Genomic DNA, 23722 nt, shown 5'->3' with positions numbered 1-23722 from the left:
CTGCCTAGTGTTCATATATCTCAATATCCGTGAATTTACGGGCCCAATCTGTAAAAGATTGCTTGTCATCCCAAGTGACCTGCTTCATCGCTTTGGCACAGCCCCAATTTAAAATCTGCTGATGCAGCATATGCACCCGGAAGCGCTCTACAAATCCTTTTTTGTCTTTCATCCCTTTCACGTAAGCTGTAAGAAAACGTCTTGCCAGCTCTTCCTCTCCATTCTCCAAATACATTATGGTTATTTTCGGAAGGTCTGCAACCCCGTCACCAAAATAGGCTGTTGTAAAATCAAAAAGTCCACTGACTCTCCAATCACCATCGCCGTTTTTAACAAGGAAATTTTGCGGTTTAAAATCTCCCATTACAAATGTGTGGGTATTCAGTTGATCGAATGCTTGGCGTGAGCCTTCCAATATGCCCTCTACCCATGCTATGTCCTGCACGGAAATGTCTGAGTATTTTCGGGCATCCTCTAGCCAGTAGCGGATACGTCCATATAACCACGCCCGATAAGAGACATCAAAAGGACGAATAGCCAGACTGATTGTATCCAGCTCTCCACTGTTCTCAACCTTCCAGCTATGAAGCTCCAGTAGTACAGTAGCCAGCATTTCAGCCATCTGTTGTCGATCAGGCGGTGTCAGTTTCGCTTGCAGCTCGGGCGTATGTATATGCTGACCGTCTAAACGGGGCATAACAGCATAGCTCCAGCCAAAAATATCCTCGGTTTCATCCACAAGATACGGTGCAGGCACAGGAATTTGGGTCCTTGTATGTAGTTGCTCCACTATAAACTGCTCTTCCACCCATTGCCCTTGAAAAAGCGGGTTGCCCTTCAACACAAATTGTCCAGCCGTCGAAGAAATATAGAGGGTTTGTCCCATGACGCCTTCTGCCGTTTTCCCCGAAGATCGCAGGCGACCCAGATTGAAACGATCCAGCATCCTCTGCAATTGATCATCTGCTACCTCCCCCAACCGATTAGATGAAAAATAAATGGTCGTTGTCATCTCTACACCCCATAGTTTTTGATCGTTGCTTCCAAAGTTTCATTCGTGTCCTGTATCCACACCTGGCTCACCTCAAAGGTACCGGGAGCGAAAAACAATGGGAATCTCTGCTTAAACCAATCCTGCATCGGCAGATCGAGCGCTTCCTCCATATCCACCCATAGCAGTTCTCCTTCTGGAGGATTTTCTAGCAGCTCCCCTTCACTCGCAGTAGCCAAATAGTTAAATACCATGTATCTTAACCCTTTGCTAGGGTCACAAAATTCGTCAATTCCTTTAAATACAATTTCCGTTACGGTTAATCCTGTTTCTTCCTTCACTTCACGAATGGCCCCATTCACAATGCTCTCTGGAAATTCTACTTTCCCTCCTGGCGCGATGTAACCTGGAAAGCCCTTTTTATCCGGTCTGTTGAGGAGCAATACCTTGGTTCCGTCCTGAATCATGCACATCGTATATATTTTGTGTGTCACTTCCGTGGTCAATCCGATCATACCTTTCTTTATCCCTATTCTTTATAGTATAACTTCTAGCTTTCCAGTCGACATACCCCTGCTTTTCATAAAAACCGGGTGCCTGAAAAGTAAATGTGTTGAGTTGTATAAAGGTACACCCTTTATCTTGGCGATTTGTTCGATCTCACCAAGCAATTGTGAACCATAGCCCTTCCCTCTGTAGCTCTGATCTATCCACAAAATATCAACCTCCGCCCAGTTAAAATTAAAATCTATAATCGCTTGAATCCATTTCAAAAATGATTAAGCCAACGAAATGTATACTACATATAGACAAACTAAGCCATTTTGATCTATATGACCCTTTATTAAAGCTACTGTATAAATATTTCCATGTAAAGTCACCTTCTCATTTTTCTTATTACACCAAAAAGATCACAGTAATGATTCGAGAAAAATCTCGTCAATTACTGTGATCTCTTATCAACCTTGTAAGATCGCTTTATTTTTTTCAAAGAAGGCAGCATGATGAGACGAAACACCAGCCATATCTGAAGCAGTTGGTTCCAGATAGAGCTTAGCACTATTTACGGCTAATACGGCATCATTAAATGCTCCTGCAATTAAACGTACCTTGCTGCCATAGGTGATAAAGTCTCCAGCCCCAAAAATTCCCGGGATGCTTGTACGCATTCGGGCATCAACAGAGACTCCATAATCTTCCCTGTCTAGCCCCCAATTCAATACATCACCGAAATCACGATCAAATCCATGACTGACTACAACTTCATCTACTTCAACCTGCTTGATAGCACCGGTCTTGAAATGCCTGAGAGCCACGCTTCCAATAGAATCCCCCGCACCATGTAAGCAATCTATCATGTACGGTGTCATGACCTTAGCAGATGCCCTCATTTGGGCTACGGGAAGTTCATGTGCAGTAAATTCATCTCGTCTATGAGCCACAATAACTTCTTTGGCCAGCTTTACAATTTCATTCGCCCAATCCACCGCGGAATCTCCGCCCCCTGAAATTAGAACACGCTTATCTTTAAATCTGGACAAATCTGTAATCACGTAATGAAGGTTCGTCAATTCATACCGATTTGCCCCTTCAACATCCAGCTTTTGAACTTGTGTCATTCCTCTTCCAGCACATAATAATATAGTACGTGTGTAGTGACATTCACCCGTTTTTGATGTCAGTACAAAGACATCCTCATGACGTTCCAAATGTGCGATTTCCTGACCTAACACAATAGTGGGATCAAATGTTTTCGCTTGTCTCTCCAAGGCATCAATCAATCTCTCACATCGTATCGGATCTACTCCGCCCACATCCCAGACTAATTTCTCAGGATATGTACGCATAAATCCGCCCAGCTCCTGTTTAGCGTCAATTAATTTAGTACGCATCGCTCTCATTCCACTATAAAAAGCAGCATACATACCAGCAGGGCCGCCGCCAATAATGGTGATATCGTAAATATCCCGTTGCTCTGTTTTCATTTAAGGCACCAACTTTTCTACGACATAGTCAATAAGCAGACTTGATCCAATGGGACCTTCACCTTCAACAAAATCACTTGTTTTTAGTGGAAATACATGGTTATTTTTAACAGCGTCCATGTTCTTCCATAACGGGTTTTCTTCCAAACTTTTCAGTGAATCTGCACTGTTATAATTTTGTATCATTCTTTTCTCAAGGAAAACAAAATCCGGTTTGATTTCAGGTAAAATCTCTAGTGAAAATGGTGTAAACCAGTCTTTCGAGTCTTTAAATATTTCAGGGATTGTTAGCCCAAGTGTTTTATAAAAGAATTCACTGCTCTCGCCAGCTTGTGATCCTAAATAACGGTATTGTTTGGGGTCTACTCGAAGAATAAGCACCGTTTTATTCCCAATAGCTTGATGAATTTTTTCTCTCGCCCTTGTCGCCTTCTCCCCAAATTCAGCTAATACCTTTTCGGATTCTGTTTTCTTATCGAAGAGGTCTGCTAATTTGGGCATTGCGTCATACATGCCGCTACCTGCCTGTAAAGCAATGGTTGGAGCAATCCTGGATACCTTTTCATATACTTGTGCATCCATCCCGTCTCCTTGTGTGATAATCAAATCTGGCGATAAATGAAGCAATTTTTCATAATTCATTTGATACTGCTGCTCTTGAATCATTTTAACTCCATGCTTTTCAAAATATGGCAGCCGATAAGCCGGTTCTATTTCGGGAACAAATGAAACCATTTGTGGCGTAATTCCCATTTCAATTAAATACTCTGCATATTTGGAACTCATGACAAGCATATTTTTCGGATGAGATGGGATTGTCACATCTCCAAAAGCATCCTTCACCACTCTTGTTCCACTGCTCTCTGGATTCCCTATGGAAGAAGCCGCTTCCTTCTGCTTTGGTGCATTGGTACACGCTGCTAATACGAAGGTAAAAGCTAACAGTACGGTTCCCAATCGTATCATTGCCCGTTTTGACATGATGGCCCTCTCTTCTGTTGATAATAATTATCATTATCAAAGATTATCAAATAAGAAGATATCCTTCCATAGCTAACCGTGCGTATTGAAGTGGATTATTGTGCTCTATTATTTGGTGAATCCATTAAACTGCTCACGATTTGATCCATAATCATCGTATACCCAACAACTCCACTACCATCCACCCACAGACTCGTATCTATATAGAACACCCGATGATCTTTAACCGCTCTGACATTTTCCCACTGACTGCTCTCCATGAGCTTCTTCATATTTTCCTCTGCGCTGAAATTCTCCATCACACGCTTCTCCACAAATAGATAGTCAGGATTAGCCATAAGCAGCTGCTCAAGGGAGCATGGATTAAACCATGCTTCTCCCGCCTTTAGCGATTCTGGGAGTGATAGTCCTAACTTCTGATACAGCAATTGAGATACCTCGCTTGAATATCCCCCAAGATATCGATATCCAAAGGGTTCCACTCTTAGAACCATGACTGTAGCAGAGGAGTCTATTATTCTTTTTAATTGTTTTCTTGCTGCTCTCACTCCTTCTTCCATTTGAGCCTGGAGCTTTTCTGCTGCTGCATTTTTATTAAATAATGCTGCAAATTGGTCAAGCAGAACATCCAAATGGATGGTAAGACCTGTGATAATGGGTGCGATTGTGCGCAATTTCTTCTTTGTATCTTCCGTTAACAGATGTCCAACAATCAGCTCCGGCTTTTTTTGTTGAATTAAAGTTATATTGATATCGTATTGTGGTACTTCCAGCAATTCTACTTGATGTTTCTCAAATAATTGCCGTTGATGCTGTGGTAATAGCAGGGGGGTGACCATAACCGCATAGGGTATGATGCCTAAATCAATTAAAACGTCAGCACAAAGCGGTGATATGGATAAAATTTTGCGTTGCTCCAAGGTTCGAACATAATTTCCTGGTGACACACCTGTAAAATGTTTGAAGCGGCGGCTAAAATAATGAGCATCCTCAAAACCTACTTTTTTAGCAATCTCTTGAGATTTCGCTGAAGTTAATAACAGCTCTTCTTGTGCGCGATAAATCCTGTATTTCGCTAGATACTCTAATGGAGGTTGGCCACATAATTCACTGAATTTCCGAGAATAATGCCACTGACTTATGCCTGCCATCTGTGCTAATTGCTCACGTGTAATCACTTCATCATAATGTTCTTGCATATAGGTGATAGAACGTATAATTCCATTTTCAGTGGTCTGCTGCTCAGTTGGCTGTATATGATATAAATTCTTCAATAATCCATACAAAAGATGTTGATTCTCAACCATCATCTCACTAATTCCATCACAAACTTGTTCTTCACTCAAACGGTCACGTATACTCGCTAAAAAACCGCGGGTTAACTGCACCTTTTGATAGGTTTTCCCGGTAGGTACATGCCATTCAAATTTCATGATTTCTCGTTCTTGGTGGAAAGAATACGTATCAAACTGAATTTTCCAGCCAGCCAGATCAAGATTCCCACCCTCTAGAACCTCAATCAACGATCCTTTTTCGATGGCAATCAAATCCCCAAATGCAACATGGACATGCTGCCCATTAATGTTCCAAACCGCTTGCCCGTCTGTAATGATAATCAGTGCATGGCTAAGAAAATAATGTATTTCTCCTACGGTAAGCCATTTATCTGTTAACGGCTGAGTTGACTCCCATTTCGCAATCCATGCGTTCTCATTTGGTTGTGCTTGTACTTGAGTCAATATTGTTAATCTCCTGTTCCTGCAAATATAGATGGTTATGTCAACGATTTTAAGCTGAATGCTCTTATTGCTTAAAACAAATAAGCCCATGCACGGAAGAATCCAACATGGGCTTTAGCTATTTTAACACAATCTTTTTTATAGATTCAACTAACAACTCTATCGAATAAGCTGCTTATGAGGCACTGACTGGGGTCAGCTTGCCACCGCCGGACAGGGTAATGGTTTCCCCGTTCAACCAGCTATTTGCACTCGCACTTGCATCATAATAAATGATGTGTCCGTTATCCACGATGTTGGAGAGCTTAGTATCACTGTCTGTCAAAGAGGTCAGATAGGAATCGGCTGTAACGACCCATTTGCTTGTTTTATCCAGATTTAACGCAACTGATTTAGCTGTATTTTCCGAATTCATAGCGCCTTTCAGGGTTGTCTTGTTTTTCAGATTAGCGGTAATGGAACTGACTTTATCCGCAGTAATGCTGCCCGGCAGTGTTTGGTTGTCTGCGTTCAGCGTCACGTTAGCCCCGTTTGAACCTGTGGTTCCCCACTTGTCGGCAGCAGCGTTCAGCAGCACTCCTGTATTTCCTTTTAATTTGGCCCCTTTCAGGTTAACCACAGCTTCTGTATTGGTAGAATAGAAGATCGGCCCCGCCTTAGCCGTCAATGTACCCCCATTCATCGTAAAGACGCTGGTTCCGACCTCGGCATCGCCCGAGAAGCTTTGATACAGCATGACGCCACGATCTACATCTCCAGACAAGCTGGTGTTATTGACCATAATGCTGTTTCTACCCTCAATGACAGCCGCTTCCGATCCGGTTGCTTTCAAATCCGAATTGGATACAGTAATCGTACCTGTCGAATAGATGCCCGGGGAGCCTTTTCCTGTTGTTTTGCCCGTTGCTTTGGTCACATTAATCGTACCGTTACCCCGGTCTGTCGCAATAGCTGCGGAATGCTCACCAGTCGTTTGGATTTTGACATTCGTTGCATGAACCGTTCCCTTCAAGGTAGCATCCAGTCCACGCGAGGAGTCAGCGCTGGTTTGAATGGTAACATCTTTTACATTAATGGTAGAGCCTTCTCCTGTTGCAAACACCGCATTGGCTCCGTTGGCATCCGTTTTAATAGTGGAATCCGACAACTGAATGGTGCTGGCGGAGGCAGCTAAAACCCCGGCGTTCAGGCCGTAAAAGTTACTGTAATCGTCCGATGAGGTAGCACCTTTTTTAGTTAGAGTGGATTTGGAAAGTGTTAATTTTCCACTATCCGTTACTTTGACAATCGACTGATCTGCCTGATCCGCAGCAATCGTTTGCTTGGACAGGGTTACACTTTTACCGCTTTGTGTGTATTTTGCTGTTCCGTTATCTGTATAGCTGTCCGAGCCTTCACCTGGTTGTCCGCTGGGTGGCTCTCCATCCGGAGGCGTTCCTTCCGGTAGGGCTTCTACGGTTGCGCTAGTACCTGTCGAATTGGTGTCTGTAGCAGTTACTGTAGCAAAATCCTCTTGAGTGGCGGTTACAGATGATGAAGTAGATGCAGCGGTCGTCCCGTCCGTCGATGAGCTAGCATAAGCATACGATGCAGTAATGGAAGCCAGCAGTACAGCCGTAGCGATTACATTCAATTTCTTTTTCATAAAATCATTCCTTTTCACAAAGTATAGTTTGGTGAAGCCTGTATGCATAGACTTGATGGTTCTACAAGGTGTCAGGGAGCTTATAAGGAGTGAATTGCTTGTCCTTATCGGCTACAAACTCATTTTAGAATACTAGATTGAAAATAAAATGAGTGCTTACTGAAGGTTTGCTGAATGCTAAAAAAACAGGCCCCCGGTGAGGCGGAGAGCCTGCTAACTGCTGTCTTCTGTTGTCTGTTGTCTGCCGTAAAATGAGAAGAGAAAGTTTGATTAGATTGAAATATCCAATGACTTCCCAACACCGGTAATGTCGCTACTGTTAGCAGTGTTGACACGAGTGGATTCCGTGTTGCTTGGTGGAGCTGGCTGTTGCGCTTTTGAAGTTGACGTGCTGCTGGATTGCGAACTTTGCTGGGCAATCTGCGCTTCAATTTGTTTAATTTGCTGCTGAAGCTGCTTCATTTTCGTTTCTTTTGTATCCTTATTATCCTTACTTTGCTGTACCTTGTTGTACTCCGCTTCAAGTTGAGCTTTTTGCTTTTCCAGACTAGCTGTATCGTTGGTACTGGATGAAGATGAAGTGCTTGCAATAGATATAGAACTGCTGGAAGTCGATGAAATGTTCATAAAAGGTTCCGCCTTTATCATAGTATGGGTTTACAGTTGTGGGCTAACTATGCTCTAAGTAATAGTATTGCAAAGTATGACTAAAAAGATGATGAAACAGATTGTTCGAAAACTTTAGCGATTTTATCAAATAAAGCCAATATTTCTTCATCTGTCGCATTCGATTCGTCCGTATTGCCCCATGCGTTTTTTAATGCAGACAACAGATCTGTTGCTTGATCATCCTCTGAAGATGTCGACCCGGACACCAGACTGGAACTCAGGATACTTTGCAAATCACTCATGAGAGATCTTTTTTCATCTACCGTAAGTTCCTTGTCAGATGTAGTGCTGTTGCCCTCCTGGTTCGAGGTCTCCTGTATATTCCATGCGAACGGAGGCATAATTCCACCCATCGCTTGCATCATAGGAGGTAGACCGCTGCTATCAACCTCCGACTGGAATGAGTCATCTTTGGGCGGCGGTGCAGGCCGATTATTCTGGATCGTTTCTGCTACTTTATCGAATAGATCCGATACTTCCTCATCCGTTATAGTCGAAATATCCAGATTGGATAATAACTCGGTAACTGAAGCCAGCGGGTTCTTGGTGCTTCTAGTAGGTTCATATGTTTCAGATAAAGCGCTTGAGGAGGTCAGGTAGCTTTGCAGCTCGGATAATAACGTTTTCTGTTGATCTGTACTCAACGTAAGCTTATCCTGGTCGTATTTGTAATCATAACTGTAGTTTTCCGTAGGAAGCGAGGTTTGCATTCCACCCGCATATTCCATAAATTCCGTGCTCAATTCGAGTGAATCATTCGATTTCTTGTGTGTGGTGTTACCTGTGTTATTTAATCCAGTCTCGTTGGACTTCACCGTATTGGAGGTATCATAGGAAGTCGTGATCAGATGCCTGTTAATGGATAGTGACAAAGTAGATCTCCTCTCAGTGTACATCATGTTTTTAGTTGCCCACCCCTCTTTCATCGGTAGCGAAACTGAATGCAACCTGAAAATCCGCTGAATGATAACTGAATAATTTCCCCACTGCTCCCTGGACTATAGTCAAGGAAAAAACCCGCCTCAGGACGGGGATATGAACCCTACTCCAGACAGGAGTAAGCAAAGGTATAATTTGTTACTCTTAGCAGAGAATAAACGAACGTATTCAGAAAATCGAAAGTAGGGGAACGGTTCATGATCCGTATTAGTCATTTGGTTCAAGAGAGATTTCTGTTCTTATTTAAATTTTTGCATTCGCCAGCCTATGTGGGTAGTGTAACGCCAAGCTCCAGATTTCTAGCTAAAAAAATGATCGAATCCATTCCATGGAGTGAGATTCATAGCGTTGCCGAGCTTGGCGCTGGTACCGGGGCAATCACCCAATACATTCCATCTGCTACAAGGGAACAAACCAAGGTACTGCTTTTTGAGAAGGATCAGACAATGCAACGAGATTTAAAAAAGAAATTTCCAAATTATCTTTGTTACTCCGACTCCCGTGAGCTTCAACGTGCTATGCAAAATGCCGAAATTGAACAGCTTGACTGCATTATAAGCGGGCTGCCATTTTTTAATTTCCCCCAAGCGATGCGAGATCAAATTGTAGAACAGATTCACCTATCGCTCAAGGATCAGGGAATGTTTGTCGCCTTTCAATATTCCAAGCAAATGAAACAGCAATTAGAGGAATGGTTTGATATTGAGGAAATCAAGTTTGTGCCCATGAACCTTCCACCTGCGTTTGTCTATGTTTGCCGGAAAAAAGCTTGAGCAAGGGAGGTTGGATATGGACGTTGATTATTTAATTTCCATTATCGAAGACTACGGCTATGCGGCATTATTTTTTTCCTTATGGCTCGGGATCGTGGGGCTACCCATTCCAGATGAAGTCATTGTGATGACTGGCGGGGCTGTAACCAGCATAGGAATACTTCAACCGCTACTCGCCTTTTTCATCGTATATCTAGGGGTTATATCGGGCTTGTCCTTAGGTTATGTATTGGGAAGATTCTTGGGTACAACCGTTCTAGATCGTTTACGACGAAAAAAGAAAATGGACAAGTACATTACATTTTCGGAAAATTTGGTACATAAGTATGGCAATTTCACCATTTGCATCAGTTATTTCCTACCAATTGTCCGTCACATCATCCCTTATATTGTAGGAATCAATAAAATGAGCTTTAGGCGTTATGCTCTGTTCTCTTACTCAACAGGCTTGATCTGGACGCTAATCTTCTTTTTGGTCGGACATTTCTTCGGTGATCATGTACAAACAGCAGAAGAACTTATACATCGTTATGGCTTACAGATCACAATGCTTCTTATGGTACTGGCAATACTATTTTTTATAATGAAATATGTTTGGGGGAAGAAAACAACTGAGGAGTAAAGATAGAGGATAATGAAGGATACAATTGTGTAAATCCGATCAATTTACCTTCTTCTATATAATCTGAATTTAAAAGTTACCTAATGCGCCACTACGCAGTCGGATGGTGCTTCCCATCGCCACCGCCCCCGGATTTCTTGAATAAAGCCTTTTATAAGGGTAGAAATCCGGGGACAAAAGCGACCGCTTCGCTTGTACAGCACCATTCCGCCTACTCCGTTTTCCATGTACATTTTTTTAATTCAACTTATATATATCCTTTAGGATAAAAACGACAGATGCCATTGCGACAAAACGATCATGTAGAAACTGTCGCGCCCTCTATATCCGATTCCTGGTTATAAAATGTTTCTAAATCCCATAAGCATTCCCCAAATAAATTGAATCTCATATCTATGTACAAGGCGTGTCAGTTGCTCCCCGGTCATCCATAACATCGTATTTCCATACCCGTTTTCTTCAAAAGCCAGATTGCGTTCTACATATTCCAAAAGATCGTCCGGTATCCAATTCAACTCTAACCCGGTAAGTAACCAATTATATTCCGTTTGGATATTGTTTATGGATTCAAAAACCAGTCTTAAATCCGTATAAAAGGAGGTTTGAGCCGAGTTTATTAGTATGGAGTTCATGACTGCACTCCCTTAGGCATTATTTAATCTATTACAAAGCAGAGCAGTCCTGAATTACTCTTGTTTAGCGGAGTCAGAATTATTATCTTCAACTATTTCATTAACCAGTCTTTCATTTTCCAGCTCTTCATTTTTTTTATCTTCTAACTCTTTAGCTTTTTCCTCTTCAAGCTCTTTAGCTTTTTTATTCTCAAATTCTTCAATATGTTGTTCAATTAAATATTCAATCTGTTTTGCGATTGACCGCTTATCATGCTCAGCTATAATTTTGATTTTCTCAAAATTTTCTGGATTTAATCGTAGTGTGAACGCTTTTTTATTTGTTGTCATCGTTTAAACTCCTCACCATAGTGATTTCATTATTATAGCACTGTGAAACAACCATTTAACTCTACCTATTGACATCATAGTGATGTCACTTTAAAATGAAATTATGATTTCACTTTGATGTCACCTTAACGGAGGAAGATAAATGAATGCTATACAAGATGGCCTTAACCAGTTCATTTCTATTCGCATGGAGCATGTTGCAAGTTCCATGTTGGCTACATCCCCAGAATACGAAGATTTAATAAAAAACTGTAATCAACTCTTTTCTATTCTACATGATTGCTTGCCAAAGGAATACATACAAGCACTTTACGACTATGAAACCAATACTACCTTACTCCAAGGCATGGCTGAATCTATTATGTATGAACAAGGCTTAAAAGATGGCGTATGCCTAAACCAAATGTTGCTTGGTGAATAATTTTCTCTTTTCTCTTGTCAGAAGGATAAAGTTACCCTTAATAGCTTATCCAAAAACCACACTCTAATTTCACGAAATGATAGGTTAAACTTTTCTGTCCATCCTGCACAATCGTTGGTGAACAGTTAACCTAGAATCTAGAAACAGACGTTTTCATTTTTGTCCTTTTTAGCAAGACTATCCATATGATATACTATGAACTAACAACAGAATGGCTTAGATGGGCGGTCGGCTAGTCTCCTGCAAAGGAGGTGATGCCTGTGGAGGTTAAAGATACGCTGATGTTGATGATTCAGTTTGCAACGTTGGTGATCTTGATTATTTCCTTCAACAAAAAGAAGTAGACCGCCCTCAGCAAAGGTAAACGGTCTACTTCAACGCCTTTGTTAACACAGCCACCGCCCTTATAAGCGGCTGTTGTCAAAGAGTGAGGGTGTTGGTAGCATCCTTACTCTTTTTTAGTATATACCTATTGGCTATAGTTTATCACAGGAAAAACCATATTGCCAATATGGAAAATCTTTTATTCAGGCACCCAAATGCAGGATTTCCCACCTAACATTCTCTATTCATATATCAGATGACAGCATTTCATCCCAAGTTATTTTTTTGAAAGCAGGGTTATTTGTAAAAACCGTTGAATTACCGGGATATCCGGGGGACTAATTTCATCAGGAAGATGGTCGAGATCAAAAAATCTTAATTCCTTGGCTTCATTTGGATCTTCCTTTAGCTCCCCCGTATATTCGGTGCAAATATAGGCTGTAACGACATTGTATACTTCGTCCCCATGCGGGTATTTATAGTATAATTGCGGCCCGGAGAATACATCCAATAGAGTAAGGCTACCTGCTTTCAGCCCTGTTTCCTCGGCTAATTCTCTTACCGCGACTTCTTCCATAGATTCTCCCGGTTCCAATGACCCGCCTGGCAATCCCCACAAACCATTATCTGTTCGAAGTCCTAGTAGTAATTTGTTTTTATGAAGTAATAGCACGCAAGCGCCTGCCATGATTAAGGGTCTGGTACCTACCACTTTTCTTAAGTCCATCATATAGCCCAATCTGATCACTCTTTTCATTCGTCAAAAGAAGACACCGACTCTTGTGTTGTCAAGAACGATGCCTTCTGATGTTTAGATGTCATTTGTACCTTATTCCTTTTAAATCGCTGCAATTTCCTTGCCAATCGGCATGGTGTAGTACAGCGGCTTTTGCTGTTCGTTTTGCTGGTAGATTACGAGTAGCAGTGTGCGGCCTTCTGCGGTCAAAGGGCTGCCGCCACTCAGCATATGATCCAACCGGAACGGAAGAACATCCAGCACAGCGTGCTTTTGCAGTTCCTTTTCACCCAGCTTCAAGGAAGCGAAAGTCGGAATGATCTCGCGGTATGGCTGCGGCTGATCTGCCACAGAGTCTGCAACCACAGGTGACAACAGCGCATCCGGGTGCTGGAGAGCCATTTTCATATAGCTGGACCAATCGTCCTTCTCCAAGGCATGCTCCCACCAGATTTTACGCGGCTTGTATTTATGGTTCAGGAAATAGTCGAGCTTCATCAGCCCAAGCACCATATCCATTCGCTTCGTTCCGCGTGATTCAAGAAAGGACTGGAGACGCGTAAACAGGTCTTCGAGCTGGTGGCCGATTTTTTGCCAGCCTTGTCCCTCCCAATAGTCTCCGAACTCCTGAAAGAAATCAAAGGCCGACGCAAATTCGCGCTCGATCAGATAGTTCACCGTATGATCCATACGATGGGAGTTCCAGTATTTCTCCAGCACATCTTCCAAGCGTTTGAGCCGAACGATATCGGCAAAGGAAAGGACGTCATTGCTCAGCATTTCATAAGGCGCAACATCCATGTACGTGTAGTTGTACTTATCTGCGTCGATACGCAGTCCAGTGCCGCGCAGCATTTTGAGGAAGCCGAGCTGAAGCTCCTCCGGGCCGAGCGCAAAAACGTCATTAAACGTTTTACGGAACGTATTGTAATCCTCCAAAGGTAGGCCTGCAATTAAATCGAGATGCTGGTCGATCTTGCCGCTTTGCTTGACCTTCGTAACGGTACGGGAAAGCTTGGCAAAGTTCTGGCGACGCTTGACCAATTCATTGGTCGGATCGTTCGTCGACTGGACGCCGATTTCAAAGCGAAATACGCCTGGCGGCGCGTTTTCTGCCAAATAATCCAACACCTCGGGACGCATAATATCTGCTGTAATCTCAAACTGGAAGACACATCCACGATGGTTTTCAATGAGAAACTTGAACATTTCCAGCGCATAATCGCGTTTAATGTTAAAGGTCCGATCCACGAACTTGATCAGGTTGGCTCCGTTGTCGATCAGATACAGAATATCCGACTTTGTACGCTCAATATCGTAATAACGCACCCCTACCTCTATACTGGACAGACAGAACTGGCAACTGAACGGGCAACCCCGACTGGTTTCAAAATAAACAACCCGTTTGCCTAATTCCGGTATATCCTCTGCAAAGCGGTACGGTGACGGAAGCTCGTTCAAGTCCGCCTTTGGACGACCTGGCATCTGAATGACCTCTTCTCCCTTGCGGTAGGCCAATCCGTAGACAAAATGGTACTTTTGCGTACCCTCAATCTCCTGAAGCAGTTGATGAAAGGTTTCCTCCCCTTCACCGACAACGATAAAATCCACATTCGGCAGGCGTTTCATCCAATGATCGGTATCGTAAGAAACTTCCGGGCCACCGAGAATGATTTTGACCTCTGGCATAATTTTTTTCAATACATCAATCACTTTAATTGTCTCTTCAATGTTCCAAATGTAACAGGAAAAGCCGATGACATCCGCTCCCCGCTGAAACAGGTCGGATACGATGTTCATCACAGGGTCCTTGATCGTATACTCCGCCAGCTCGATGTCAAAGTCCTTTTCACTGTAGGCTTTGAGACACCGGATCGCCAGCGAGGTATGAATATATTTTGCGTTTAACGTTGATAAAATGACTTTCATAGGTCACAACCTTTTATAGTTTGCATGATGCCTCATATCCTTTAGTATAGCTATTCAAAATCCTCGTACACATCGTCCGCATAAATCTCATCTTCACTCACCGTTCCCCCGGCATTCCCCTGATTTTGAAAAAAATCAAGGAACAGCTTGCCGTACTTGCGGAACTTCACTTCACCAACACCCTTGATCCGCAGCATGTCCGCCTCGGATTGCGGGTTCGCTACACTCATCTCACGCAGCGTGGCATCGTTAAAAATGATATAGGACGGTACATGCTCCTGCGCAGCCAAATCGCGGCGAATCAGGCGCAGTTGCTCGAACACCGTTTCGTTGACTGCCGCTGGGTACGCATCGCGTCCCTGTCGTCCACGTGAGCCTGTCCCACCTGCAAAAGCTGTGGCATGTCGCACCACACGCTGCATGACTTCGCGCTGGCCCTTCAGCACTTCAGCCGCAGGCTGCTGCAAACGGACAACCGGATATTGTCCCTCAGACAGCAGCAGATAGCCTTCCGATACAAGGACGTTAATAATTTCAGAAATTTCTTTTTCCGTCCGATTGCCCATTACACCATAGGTTGGCAGGCTGTCAAAGCCATACTGTAGCACTTTTTTGTTACGCGAGCCTTTCAATACCGAGGCTACCATCGAAACACCAAAACGTTCCCGCATGCGATGAATACACGAAAAAATCTTTTGCGCATCAATGGTCATGTCTACCAGTTCCCGTTCATCTGTACATGAGCTGCATGTGCCGCAAGCTTCATGCTCCTCTGCCTCACCAAAATACTCAAGCTGCGCCGTACGCAAGCAGCGAGTCGTGTAGCAATAATCAACCATCTGCTGGAGCTTACGATAGTCGTTGCGCTTGCGGTCCTCATCCTGCGGATTTTGCTCGATCAGGAATTTCTGGGTCACAATATCCTGCGGTCCGAACAGCAAAATACATTGACTCGGATCGCCGTCACGTCCTGCGCGTCCCGCCTCTTGTACGTAAGCCTCCATATTTTTAGGCATATTGTAGTGAATGACGTAGCGCACGTTCGATTTGTCGATTCCCATGCCGAAGGCGTTGGTCGCTACAATGACACGAATATCGTCGTACAGGAAGCCCTCCTGGCTGTCTGCCCGTTCCTGATCGGTCATCCCGGCATGATAACGCCCAGCCGCCATTCCCGCAGCCCGCAGCCGTTGGTACAGATCGTCCACGTCCTTGCGTGTCGCCGCATAAATAATGCCCGATTCGCCGTCATGCTCACGCGCATAATTCAGCAGAAAGCTGCGCTTATCCTCCCCACGCAGCACGCTGAACGCCAAATTCGGACGTCCCAGTCCCGTGACGAATGTCTCCGGCTCACGCAAGCGAAGCAGCCGCACGATGTCGTCCATGACCTGCGGTGTCGCCGTTGCCGTGAATGCCGCTACAATCGGGCGCTCGTATAGCCCGTCCACAAAAGGAGCCACCGCCAAATAGCTGGTGCGAAAGTCATGTCCCCACTGGGATACACAGTGCGCCTCGTCAACCGCAACGCAGGAAATCGGTAGCTGCGCCATCTCATCGCGGAACCAGTCCAGCTCCAGCCGCTCCGGTGCAACATATAGCAGCTTCAAATCTCCATTCCGTGCGGCACGTATGCGGTCGTTCACTTCTCGGCCACTCAGCGTACTATTGATATAGGCAGCCGCAATTCCCATCGTGGTCAGCGCATCCACCTGATCCTTCATCAGTGAGATCAGCGGTGACACAACAATCGTCAGCCCATCATGCAGCAGTGCAGGAATTTGGTAGCATATGGATTTACCTCCACCTGTTGGCATAATACCTAACGTATCGTTGCCCTCCAGCATACTGGCGACAATTTTCTTTTGACCCTCCCGGAAATCGGGATAGCCATAAAATTTTTGCAGTAAATCCTGCGCCCGTTCCAATGTTGGTGCTTGTACACTCATAGTTTCAAAACTCCTCATATTTCTGGCGTCCCTCGACGCATATCGGCTTATCTTTCGTTACCTTTAGTTTACCGGGGTTCAGGGTAATGTTCAACCGCTGGAAGTCCATAGGCATGATGTATAATGAAATTCTTATCGAACCCTTTCTACCATGGCGTTCGCTGTTTTCTCATGATATAGTGGACACGGTGCCGCAAGTTTGTCCATTACTTATGATGAGACACGGTATCAAGAAGGAGAAAGAACCTATGAACAATCGTAAACCCAATCGAAAAAATCATACAAAATCCACGCCAAACACAGGCAACTCCAGACGCAGCCACAAACCCGCCGGAAAATCCGGCTCACATAGACCCGATGCACGGGGCAAAGCGGGGGTTTTTGATAAAACTGCTGCCCGAGAGCACGGTAAACCAGAAAAAAACGTTGCAAAAACTTACATCGTGCAGGAGCCTGCCGAGCTGTTGAATTTTTTGGTAGAGCATGTGTCTGGCATGGGCCGCAATTCCATTAAATCAGCGCTGGCCCGTGGACAGGTGTCCGTGAACGGCATTCCTCGGACTGTGTACAATTTTCCGCTTGAGCAGGGTCAGACTGTAGCGCTCTCCAAGGAAAAAATCACTCCCGAGGTGCCGCTGACCGGGCTGCGTATTTTGCATGAGGATGAAGCCATTATTGTTATCCACAAGGATGCCGGGCTGCTGTCCGTCGCCTCTGCGCAGGAACAGGAAGTAACAGCATATCGTCAGCTTACGGCACATGTGCGACGAGAACATCCATACAATCGTATTTTTGTGCTGCATCGTCTGGATCGTGATACATCCGGAGTTATGATGTTTGCGAAAAGCGAAGCCATACAGCAGGAAATGCAACAAGCGTGGAAGGAAGTCGTGTATGAACGAACGTACATTGCTCTTGTAGAAGGACAGGTTAAAAAAGCTGCGGGTACCATCACCTCATGGCTGAAAGAAAGCAAGACGCTGAAAATGTATTCCAGCCCGTATCCGAATGACGGACAGCACGCGGTTACTCATTACAAGCTGCTTCAGGCCAATCGGCATTTTTCTTTGCTGGAAGTACGTTTGGAAACCGGACGCAAGAACCAAATCCGCGTTCATATGGAGGATATCGGCCATCCGATTGTGGGAGATAAAAAATACGGCTCCAAAGCCAAATCTATCGGTCGCCTTGGTCTCCATGCGCGGGTGTTGTCGTTTATTCATCCCGTCACTGGAGTATTGCTGCGGTTTGAATCCGACATTCCTAAAACCTTTCTAAATCCGTTTCGGGAGTAGACTTATGTAAGACAAGCAGGAATAATTGGAGCGGATCTACGGGAAAATCAGGGGGGTGTATGATACAGCCCCCTTTTTATTCATTAAGCGGTGTACTTTCGGACACCATTAGCTGTTTTCATCAGCTCGTCCCAAATGGAGATCGGTGTATTGCAAACGGGACAATTCATCCGACCGTTTAAATAGGGTAAATGGGCCAAAAGGTTGTTCTCTTCAATTTTTTGGGCATATTGATATAGCCATTGTAGATTAGAGCCTTTATGGTCCAATGAGCCGGGTTGGATCGAATAGGGAATCAGATTGTTTGAGTTTACCGGATCTTTATCGTAAACCACCAGAACATCACTTTGTTCAGCAGGCCAAATATAGAGCGAAGTTCCGCAATGCGGACAATCCAGCGTATATTCATCACCAGTATCAAAGCTTTGCAGCATAAAAGCTACACATCGATAACCCTGAAAGGCAGCCCCCGCAGCCAAAACATAACGCTTGCCAACATCTCCTTCGTGGTCCTTGGCATACAGCACTATTTCCTCGGTTAATCCTGTAAGCCGGACAATGGCTTGTTGGTATTGTTCATATATATATTCAGCCAAATCTGCATCCAATTCTACCTGATCCCTTGCAAATTCCAACGGAACTTTTGTATGTAATGGATTAACATTTTTGGCTTCGAATATTCCGCAAATATTATAAATATCCGCTCGAATACTTATATCAGAAGTGCTTAACGCAATATCTACGAGGTACGGTACAGCTGCGAAGGTACAAGTATATAACGTATTTTGGTGATACAGTTCCTCCCAATACAAGGTGTCAGCCATTTCGCCGTCATATCCGGCTTGGAGCTGCTTCAACATTTCCGGGACGTATTGAGAGGAACCATAGGGGCCTTGGAGCAAAGCCCAGGCCGGATCGGACAAAGCCAGCATCTTGAAACTCCTTTCACCATTTTACTTTCAGTGTAACATGGGATGGGATTGTGAAATTCTTTTTGCTATCAAATTCATTTTAACTTCATAATTCTTAGCTTCTTACGTTTATTTAATATACGCTTATTATTAGCTGAAGTTTCTTTTCTCATTTTACGCAATGCCCAAAGTCACTTTCCCTGCAAGTCTATAATCATATTCGGTTAAGCTTGCGATATTGTGAAGGTGACACGTGTTTTCTGACGAAAAAAAATCGACTACAATAAAATCCGTTCAGATATCCGCATTTTTCCCAATATAATCCAGCGTATATTCTGTCTCCAGCAATAAAGTCCAGGCCTTCTCAAGACGCAGCGCGGTTACATACCGGATGGCTGTCAAGCCCACCACCGTCTGAAAGCGCCTCGTGAATTGCACGAGACTTAACCCCGAACATGGGCGTTTACGGCCTTCATTTTCCTTGTCCTGCTGACTGTGCGCCAAATGTCCACAGAGCGTTCTATTCATCATCTGCTTTGTCATTATAAATCCTGTTACTAAAGATTAGCTAAACGTGAATTAAAGTATATGCGTATGATGTTTCGGCATGTCAAAACAAAGCTCGCTCAGGTAATAGCGTCCAGCAGCCTTAAAGCCTTGTGTGTGGACTCCCTCAAGCCGTCTGCTTCTGTCAGAACTTCACGGATATATGAAAGCCAGCGCGGTTCTTAAATAGACAATGCGATCCGGTGGACTGCGGGTGCCGCGAAAAACGATGGTTCGGGAGATTCATTGTATCTTTAATGAAGACGTTCACGAGGATTTGGTCAAGAGCGTACGTGAACGTTGATTCCAGGTTAATGAATGAAATTTATTACGGCAAAAATATAACGTAGCTTCGGAGCTGAAACAGAGCCTGGCATTTGTCCTTTTTTGATGCAAATGTGAGATTTAATTCAGCTTTATCTGTACAAGTGGGAGATTGTTCACTATGATAGGGAAAGAATCCACTAATTTGAAATATTAAATTCACCTCTTAGGCACGCTTTCGATTGTAAACGCAAACAATTGATCCTACTTATTTTGTATGGAACACTAAAGGAGGAATTTATATGCAAGGCGGTATTGGCGGTAAAAATATCATTTTACGACTGGAAATTTCCACTGAGCACATCCAATTTGGTCAATTGATTACGCTGGTCAACGAACATGGCGGGGATGTTATTGCAATTGACGTCATTCGCACCTCTGAAAAGGTCACCGTGCGGGATATTACGGTTACCGTTGCTGATCCGGCCGAAATCGACCGAATGATTGCCCAGATTAAAAAAGTGCAAGGCGTGAAGATACTGTCCATCTCTGACCGGACATTTCTGCTGCACCTTGGAGGTAAAATTGAAATGCAGCCCAAGGTTCCGATTCAGAATCGCGACGACTTGTCCCGGGTGTACACTCCAGATGTAGCACGTGTGTGTATGGCGATTCATGAAGAGCCGGACAAAGCCTTCCGTTTGACGATCAAACGTAACACGGTTGCAGTCGTCTCGGACGGAAGCGCTGTCCTCGGCTTGGGCAATATTGGCCCCTACGCGGCTATGCCGGTCATGGAAGGCAAAGCAATGCTCTTCAAGCAGCTTGGGTCTGTCGATGCTTTCCCGATTTGTCTGGACACACAGGACACTGAGGAAATCATCAAGGCGATCAAGCAAATCGCTCCAGCTTTCGGCGGTATTAATCTGGAGGATATTTCATCGCCCCGCTGCTTTGAAATTGAGCAACGGCTACGTCAGGAACTAGACATTCCTGTTTTTCATGATGACCAGCATGGCACCGCTGTTGTGTTGTATGCAGGACTGATCAACGCTCTTAAAGTCGTCGGCAAAGCACTGTCCGAGGTCAAAATCGTGGTCTGCGGCATCGGAGCTGCGGGAGTAGCCTGCACTAAAATTTTGCTGTCTGCGGGTGCCGTTAACATCATTGGTGTAGATCGCCACGGAGCCATTACAGCTGATGAAACATACGATCATCCGGTGTGGAACTGGTACGCACAGCATACCAACCCCGAACGGTTGTCAGGCACGCTGTCCGAGGTTCTGAAAGGCGCTGACGTGTTTATCGGTCTATCGGCAGGCGGACTACTCCAGCGGGAAGACGTAAAACGCATGAACGAGGCCCCCGTGCTGTTCACCATGGCTAACCCGGTTCCCGAAATTGCACCCGAGGATATCGAAGACATCGCAGGTGTCATTGCCACCGGACGTTCAGACTACCCTAACCAGATCAACAACGTGCTTTGCTTTCCCGGCATATTCCGTGCGGCGCTCGACTGTCGCGCCCGTGAAATTAACGAGGAGATGAAGCTTGCGGCAGCCGAAGCCATTGCGAGTACGATCCGTCCCGAAGAATTAAACAAGCTGTATATCATTCCCGGCGTATTTAACGAGAATGCCGTTCAGCGGGTGCGTGAGAAGGTCATTCAGGCTGCGATTGAGAGCGGAACCGCCAGAAGAGTACCTCGCGATTTCAGGTAAAAGAGAACTACCATGTAACGTGCCAAAAAGGATTGCTCCCCTACCTAATACGGGTGCAATCCTTTTTTTATAAGAAGATCAAGATTTCCTGCAGCTATGACTTCCATTTGGAAAATAACTGGCTGACGCGTTGGGCGAACTCCTCCAGATTAAAGCTGGAGTTGTCCAGCTTGTAGTACCATTTTTTAATCGTATCCAGAATCCATGACGGAACTTTAACCTCCGAGATACCTGAGTAAAACGTATGATACGCCCACACCAGATGCTCCCAGCGCTTGTCATAGCCCTCCTTCACGTATTCGGATACGTCCAATACCTTGGCGCGTCCATCTTGCATCAGTACATTTTTGAGATGAATATCACGAGGGTTCAGCCCCTTGGATCGGACAAACTCCCTCGCCTCTTCCACGTCCAGAATGACCTGCTCCGGCACAGGAATGCCTTGCAGCAGACAATCCAGCAGCGTAATACCTGATTCATAGCTTATGACAATATACTTGTCACCTTTCCCGTAATAATGTGGAAAAAAATCAGAGCCCCGCAAACGCTCGTATACATCGGCCTCCGCATCCTTTTTCTCGATCGCCATGTCTGAGTACACCTTGAACGCGTAGCCGGGCAACGTATCGAGCGTAAATACGGCCGCATCCGTCCCGATGCCAATACAACGGACGTCATGGGAGACTGTTTTAATTGTTACCGGATCATTATCCTCCGTACTGTAAACAGTCACTTGACTTATAATTTCGTCTGCCTGCCTCCATTGTTCAACCATGCGCGATCCCTTCCTTCTCTGTTCTAAAACATTGGAATGAAGTTAGACATCTGTCGGATACAGCAGTAATTTTTTCAGTTCTGAATAGCTTGCTGCTGCTTCATAGGTTCCTGCTATCTCGGACTCCGGGGCAACCTTTCTGTGATTGAACCAGATGACCCGCCAATTCGCCGCTACAGCTCCCGCCACGTCATTACGCCAGGAATCCCCAATATAGCAGCAATGCTCCGCCAGAGTCCCTGTCCGTTCGTTCACTACTTCGAAAATACGTGGATCAGGCTTGGCATAGCCAACCGTTCCAGATAGCTACGGCGTGGGACGGCTTTTGGTATCTCCGCAAGACGGACTTGATCCGGGAGAGAAGCTCACGTATTCTAAAAGGTTTGGTAATGTAATCATCGGCTCCCATGTCGAGTCCCATCACGACATTGGCCTCATCGTCGATCACCGTTAAGAAGATGACCGGAATGTCTCGCCGCTCCTTCACCATCTTGCACAACTCATAGCCGTTTCCGTCCGGAAGCTGTAAATCGAACAAGCATAGAGTGAATTGATCAATGTATTCGGCGAGCACCTTTTTGGCTTAGGCGACATCATGGCAGAGAACGGCCCGATAACCATCTTGCTGCAGCGAATATTCCAGTCCCGACGCGATCGTCTTATCATCTTCGACTAATAAAATTTTCATATGCAGATCATTCTTACGTTAGAGTAAGTTCACTCCTCATCTTGGTTACTTCTACTTCTCCTGCTCCTTTATCACCTGCTCAATCCCCAACAGAATCAGCTTCAAGCCGAACTCGAACGCCCTGTCGGTCCCCATCAGCTCGAACAGCCCGTTCGTGAACATCCTCCGGAACAGTCCCGCTTCCGTCTCGCTCATAGAGTCCAGAAGGCGGATCATCTCCTCGCCCGGAAGCGCTTCTGCTCCCTGGTCCTTAAGGATAGCGGAGACATTGCGCTCATGCTGATAAGCGTCCAGAACGAAGAAGTAGACATAGTTGACAAACGTAGTAATGACTTGCATTTTCTGCTCTTGCTCAAGCGGCGTCCATTCCACGCAGAGCATCATCCGGTTGGTAAACCGGATGATGTCCGGTTCATGGGGTAGCGTCATCATCATGAGCTGCGTGGAGCAGGGATACCGGCTGAGCACGCTCCGTACCGTTCCCGCAAGCCCTGTCAGTTGTTCCTTCCAGTCTCCCTCGGAGTGAAACTCCTCCAGAATGATTTTCGATACCTGGTTGGCCAGACGCTGGTAGAGATTCTGCTTGCTCTTGAAGTACCAGTACAGAGAGGGAGCCTGAATCCCCAGCCGGTCGGCCAATCGTCTCAAGCTGAATTTCTCGATCCCCTGCTCCCCCAGAAGCTCCCACGAGGCTTCCAAAATCTTATTCTCCGAAATCTGAGGCTGCTGCTTTTTCATCGTTATCCGCCCTTTTATCTAACAGTGTAAGTTTGTTCTTTACAGATCTATAGGTACATGATACCATCTAACACTGTAAGGTTCAAACTAACACTGTTAGGTCAGAACAAAATATATAA

At 44.9% G+C, this 23722-nt stretch carries 22 protein-coding genes and 2 pseudogenes; 5 read left to right on the top strand and 19 right to left on the bottom strand.

Annotated features, from left to right (window positions below; all coding sequences use genetic code 11):
- Positions 1-4 precede the first annotated feature (4 nt).
- The 9 genes and pseudogenes from NST83_RS07075 to NST83_RS07035 all read right to left on the bottom strand — a co-directional run bounded on the left by NST83_RS07075 (position 5) and on the right by NST83_RS07035 (position 8882).
- A complete protein-coding gene (locus tag NST83_RS07075) occupies positions 5-1012 on the bottom strand; it encodes a phosphotransferase (protein WP_342417105.1) in 1008 nt (335 codons plus the stop codon).
- A 2-nt stretch (positions 1013-1014) separates the two neighbouring features.
- On the bottom strand, positions 1015-1506 hold the full coding sequence (locus NST83_RS07070) for an 8-oxo-dGTP diphosphatase (protein ID WP_342417104.1): 492 nt from the start codon (positions 1504-1506) through the stop codon (positions 1015-1017).
- Positions 1507-1558: 52 nt separating this feature from the next.
- Positions 1559-1731: pseudogene (locus NST83_RS07065) on the bottom strand (GNAT family N-acetyltransferase); the annotation flags it as partial.
- Positions 1732-1950: 219 nt separating this feature from the next.
- The gene (locus tag NST83_RS07060) at positions 1951-2976 is read right to left on the bottom strand and encodes an NAD(P)/FAD-dependent oxidoreductase (RefSeq protein WP_342417103.1); all 1026 of its coding nucleotides are present in this window, start codon (positions 2974-2976) and stop codon (positions 1951-1953) included.
- Positions 2977-3957, bottom strand: a complete 981-nt coding sequence (locus NST83_RS07055) for an ABC transporter substrate-binding protein (RefSeq protein WP_342417102.1) — start codon at positions 3955-3957, stop codon at positions 2977-2979.
- Between the two features lie 95 nt (positions 3958-4052).
- Positions 4053-5696 (bottom strand): helix-turn-helix domain-containing protein, encoded by a 1644-nt coding sequence (locus tag NST83_RS07050; RefSeq protein WP_342417101.1) that lies wholly within the window; start codon positions 5694-5696, stop codon positions 4053-4055.
- 175 nt (positions 5697-5871) lie between these two features.
- Positions 5872-7341 (bottom strand): hypothetical protein, encoded by a 1470-nt coding sequence (locus NST83_RS07045; protein ID WP_342417100.1) that lies wholly within the window; start codon positions 7339-7341, stop codon positions 5872-5874.
- 270 nt (positions 7342-7611) lie between these two features.
- Positions 7612-7968 (bottom strand): FlxA-like family protein, encoded by a 357-nt coding sequence (locus NST83_RS07040; RefSeq protein ID WP_137062135.1) that lies wholly within the window; start codon positions 7966-7968, stop codon positions 7612-7614.
- Between the two features lie 80 nt (positions 7969-8048).
- Positions 8049-8882: a hypothetical protein gene (locus NST83_RS07035; protein WP_342417099.1), complete on the bottom strand. Its 834-nt coding sequence runs from the start codon at positions 8880-8882 to the stop codon at positions 8049-8051.
- A gap of 264 nt (positions 8883-9146) precedes the next feature.
- On the opposite strand from NST83_RS07035, the gene NST83_RS07030 reads away from it, so the two are divergent.
- Together NST83_RS07030 and NST83_RS07025 are read left to right on the top strand one after the other, a co-directional pair.
- The gene (locus NST83_RS07030) at positions 9147-9722 is read left to right on the top strand and encodes a phospholipid methyltransferase (protein WP_342417098.1); all 576 of its coding nucleotides are present in this window, start codon (positions 9147-9149) and stop codon (positions 9720-9722) included.
- Positions 9723-9738: 16 nt separating this feature from the next.
- The gene (locus tag NST83_RS07025) at positions 9739-10344 is read left to right on the top strand and encodes a DedA family protein (RefSeq protein WP_342417097.1); all 606 of its coding nucleotides are present in this window, start codon (positions 9739-9741) and stop codon (positions 10342-10344) included.
- 338 nt (positions 10345-10682) lie between these two features.
- On the opposite strand, the gene NST83_RS07020 is transcribed toward NST83_RS07025, so the two are convergent.
- On the bottom strand, positions 10683-10976 hold the full coding sequence (locus NST83_RS07020) for a hypothetical protein (protein WP_342417096.1): 294 nt from the start codon (positions 10974-10976) through the stop codon (positions 10683-10685).
- 54 nt (positions 10977-11030) lie between these two features.
- A complete protein-coding gene (locus NST83_RS07015; RefSeq protein ID WP_052646709.1) occupies positions 11031-11306 on the bottom strand; it encodes a hypothetical protein in 276 nt (91 codons plus the stop codon).
- A gap of 142 nt (positions 11307-11448) precedes the next feature.
- Between NST83_RS07015 and NST83_RS07010 the strand changes: the two genes are divergently transcribed.
- On the top strand, positions 11449-11727 hold the full coding sequence (locus NST83_RS07010; protein WP_192511528.1) for a hypothetical protein: 279 nt from the start codon (positions 11449-11451) through the stop codon (positions 11725-11727).
- A gap of 601 nt (positions 11728-12328) precedes the next feature.
- On the opposite strand, the gene NST83_RS07005 is transcribed toward NST83_RS07010, so the two are convergent.
- The 3 genes from NST83_RS07005 to recQ form a co-directional block, all read right to left on the bottom strand.
- Positions 12329-12790 carry an NUDIX domain-containing protein gene (locus NST83_RS07005; RefSeq protein WP_342417095.1) on the bottom strand — a complete coding sequence of 154 codons (462 nt, stop codon included), beginning with the start codon at positions 12788-12790 and terminating at the stop codon, positions 12329-12331.
- A gap of 99 nt (positions 12791-12889) precedes the next feature.
- On the bottom strand, positions 12890-14716 hold the full coding sequence (locus tag NST83_RS07000) for a B12-binding domain-containing radical SAM protein (protein ID WP_342417094.1): 1827 nt from the start codon (positions 14714-14716) through the stop codon (positions 12890-12892).
- Between the two features lie 50 nt (positions 14717-14766).
- Entirely contained in the window at positions 14767-16665 is a 1899-nt protein-coding gene (recQ, locus tag NST83_RS06995; protein WP_342417093.1) for a DNA helicase RecQ, read from the bottom strand.
- Between the two features lie 248 nt (positions 16666-16913).
- Here recQ and NST83_RS06990 point away from each other — a divergent pair, with 248 nt between their 5' ends.
- The gene (locus NST83_RS06990; protein ID WP_137062129.1) at positions 16914-17960 is read left to right on the top strand and encodes an RluA family pseudouridine synthase; all 1047 of its coding nucleotides are present in this window, start codon (positions 16914-16916) and stop codon (positions 17958-17960) included.
- An 83-nt stretch (positions 17961-18043) separates the two neighbouring features.
- On the opposite strand, the gene NST83_RS06985 is transcribed toward NST83_RS06990, so the two are convergent.
- Together NST83_RS06985 and NST83_RS06980 are read right to left on the bottom strand one after the other, a co-directional pair.
- Positions 18044-18892 carry a hypothetical protein gene (locus NST83_RS06985; RefSeq protein ID WP_342417092.1) on the bottom strand — a complete coding sequence of 283 codons (849 nt, stop codon included), beginning with the start codon at positions 18890-18892 and terminating at the stop codon, positions 18044-18046.
- 273 nt (positions 18893-19165) lie between these two features.
- Positions 19166-19414: a hypothetical protein gene (locus tag NST83_RS06980; RefSeq protein WP_342417091.1), complete on the bottom strand. Its 249-nt coding sequence runs from the start codon at positions 19412-19414 to the stop codon at positions 19166-19168.
- 569 nt (positions 19415-19983) lie between these two features.
- Between NST83_RS06980 and NST83_RS06975 the strand changes: the two genes are divergently transcribed.
- Positions 19984-21402: an NAD-dependent malic enzyme gene (locus NST83_RS06975; protein WP_342417090.1), complete on the top strand. Its 1419-nt coding sequence runs from the start codon at positions 19984-19986 to the stop codon at positions 21400-21402.
- A gap of 94 nt (positions 21403-21496) precedes the next feature.
- Here the strand turns inward: NST83_RS06975 and NST83_RS06970 are convergent, their stop codons facing one another.
- From NST83_RS06970 to NST83_RS06960, 3 genes and pseudogenes are all read right to left on the bottom strand, one after another.
- Entirely contained in the window at positions 21497-22177 is a 681-nt protein-coding gene (locus tag NST83_RS06970; protein ID WP_342417089.1) for a serine/threonine protein kinase, read from the bottom strand.
- Between the two features lie 120 nt (positions 22178-22297).
- A pseudogene (locus tag NST83_RS06965) lies at positions 22298-22865 on the bottom strand (response regulator transcription factor); the annotation flags it as partial.
- Between the two features lie 51 nt (positions 22866-22916).
- On the bottom strand, positions 22917-23603 hold the full coding sequence (locus NST83_RS06960; RefSeq protein ID WP_342417088.1) for a TetR/AcrR family transcriptional regulator: 687 nt from the start codon (positions 23601-23603) through the stop codon (positions 22917-22919).
- Positions 23604-23722: the final 119 nt, after the last annotated feature.

Origin of the sequence: Paenibacillus sp. FSL R10-2782 (assembly GCF_038592985.1) — a bacterium.
In the GTDB taxonomy this organism is placed as follows: Bacteria; Bacillota; Bacilli; order Paenibacillales; family Paenibacillaceae; genus Paenibacillus; species Paenibacillus terrae_C.
The sequence above is the reverse complement of the archived record's forward strand: the minus strand, read 5'-3'. Positions and strand labels throughout refer to the sequence as shown.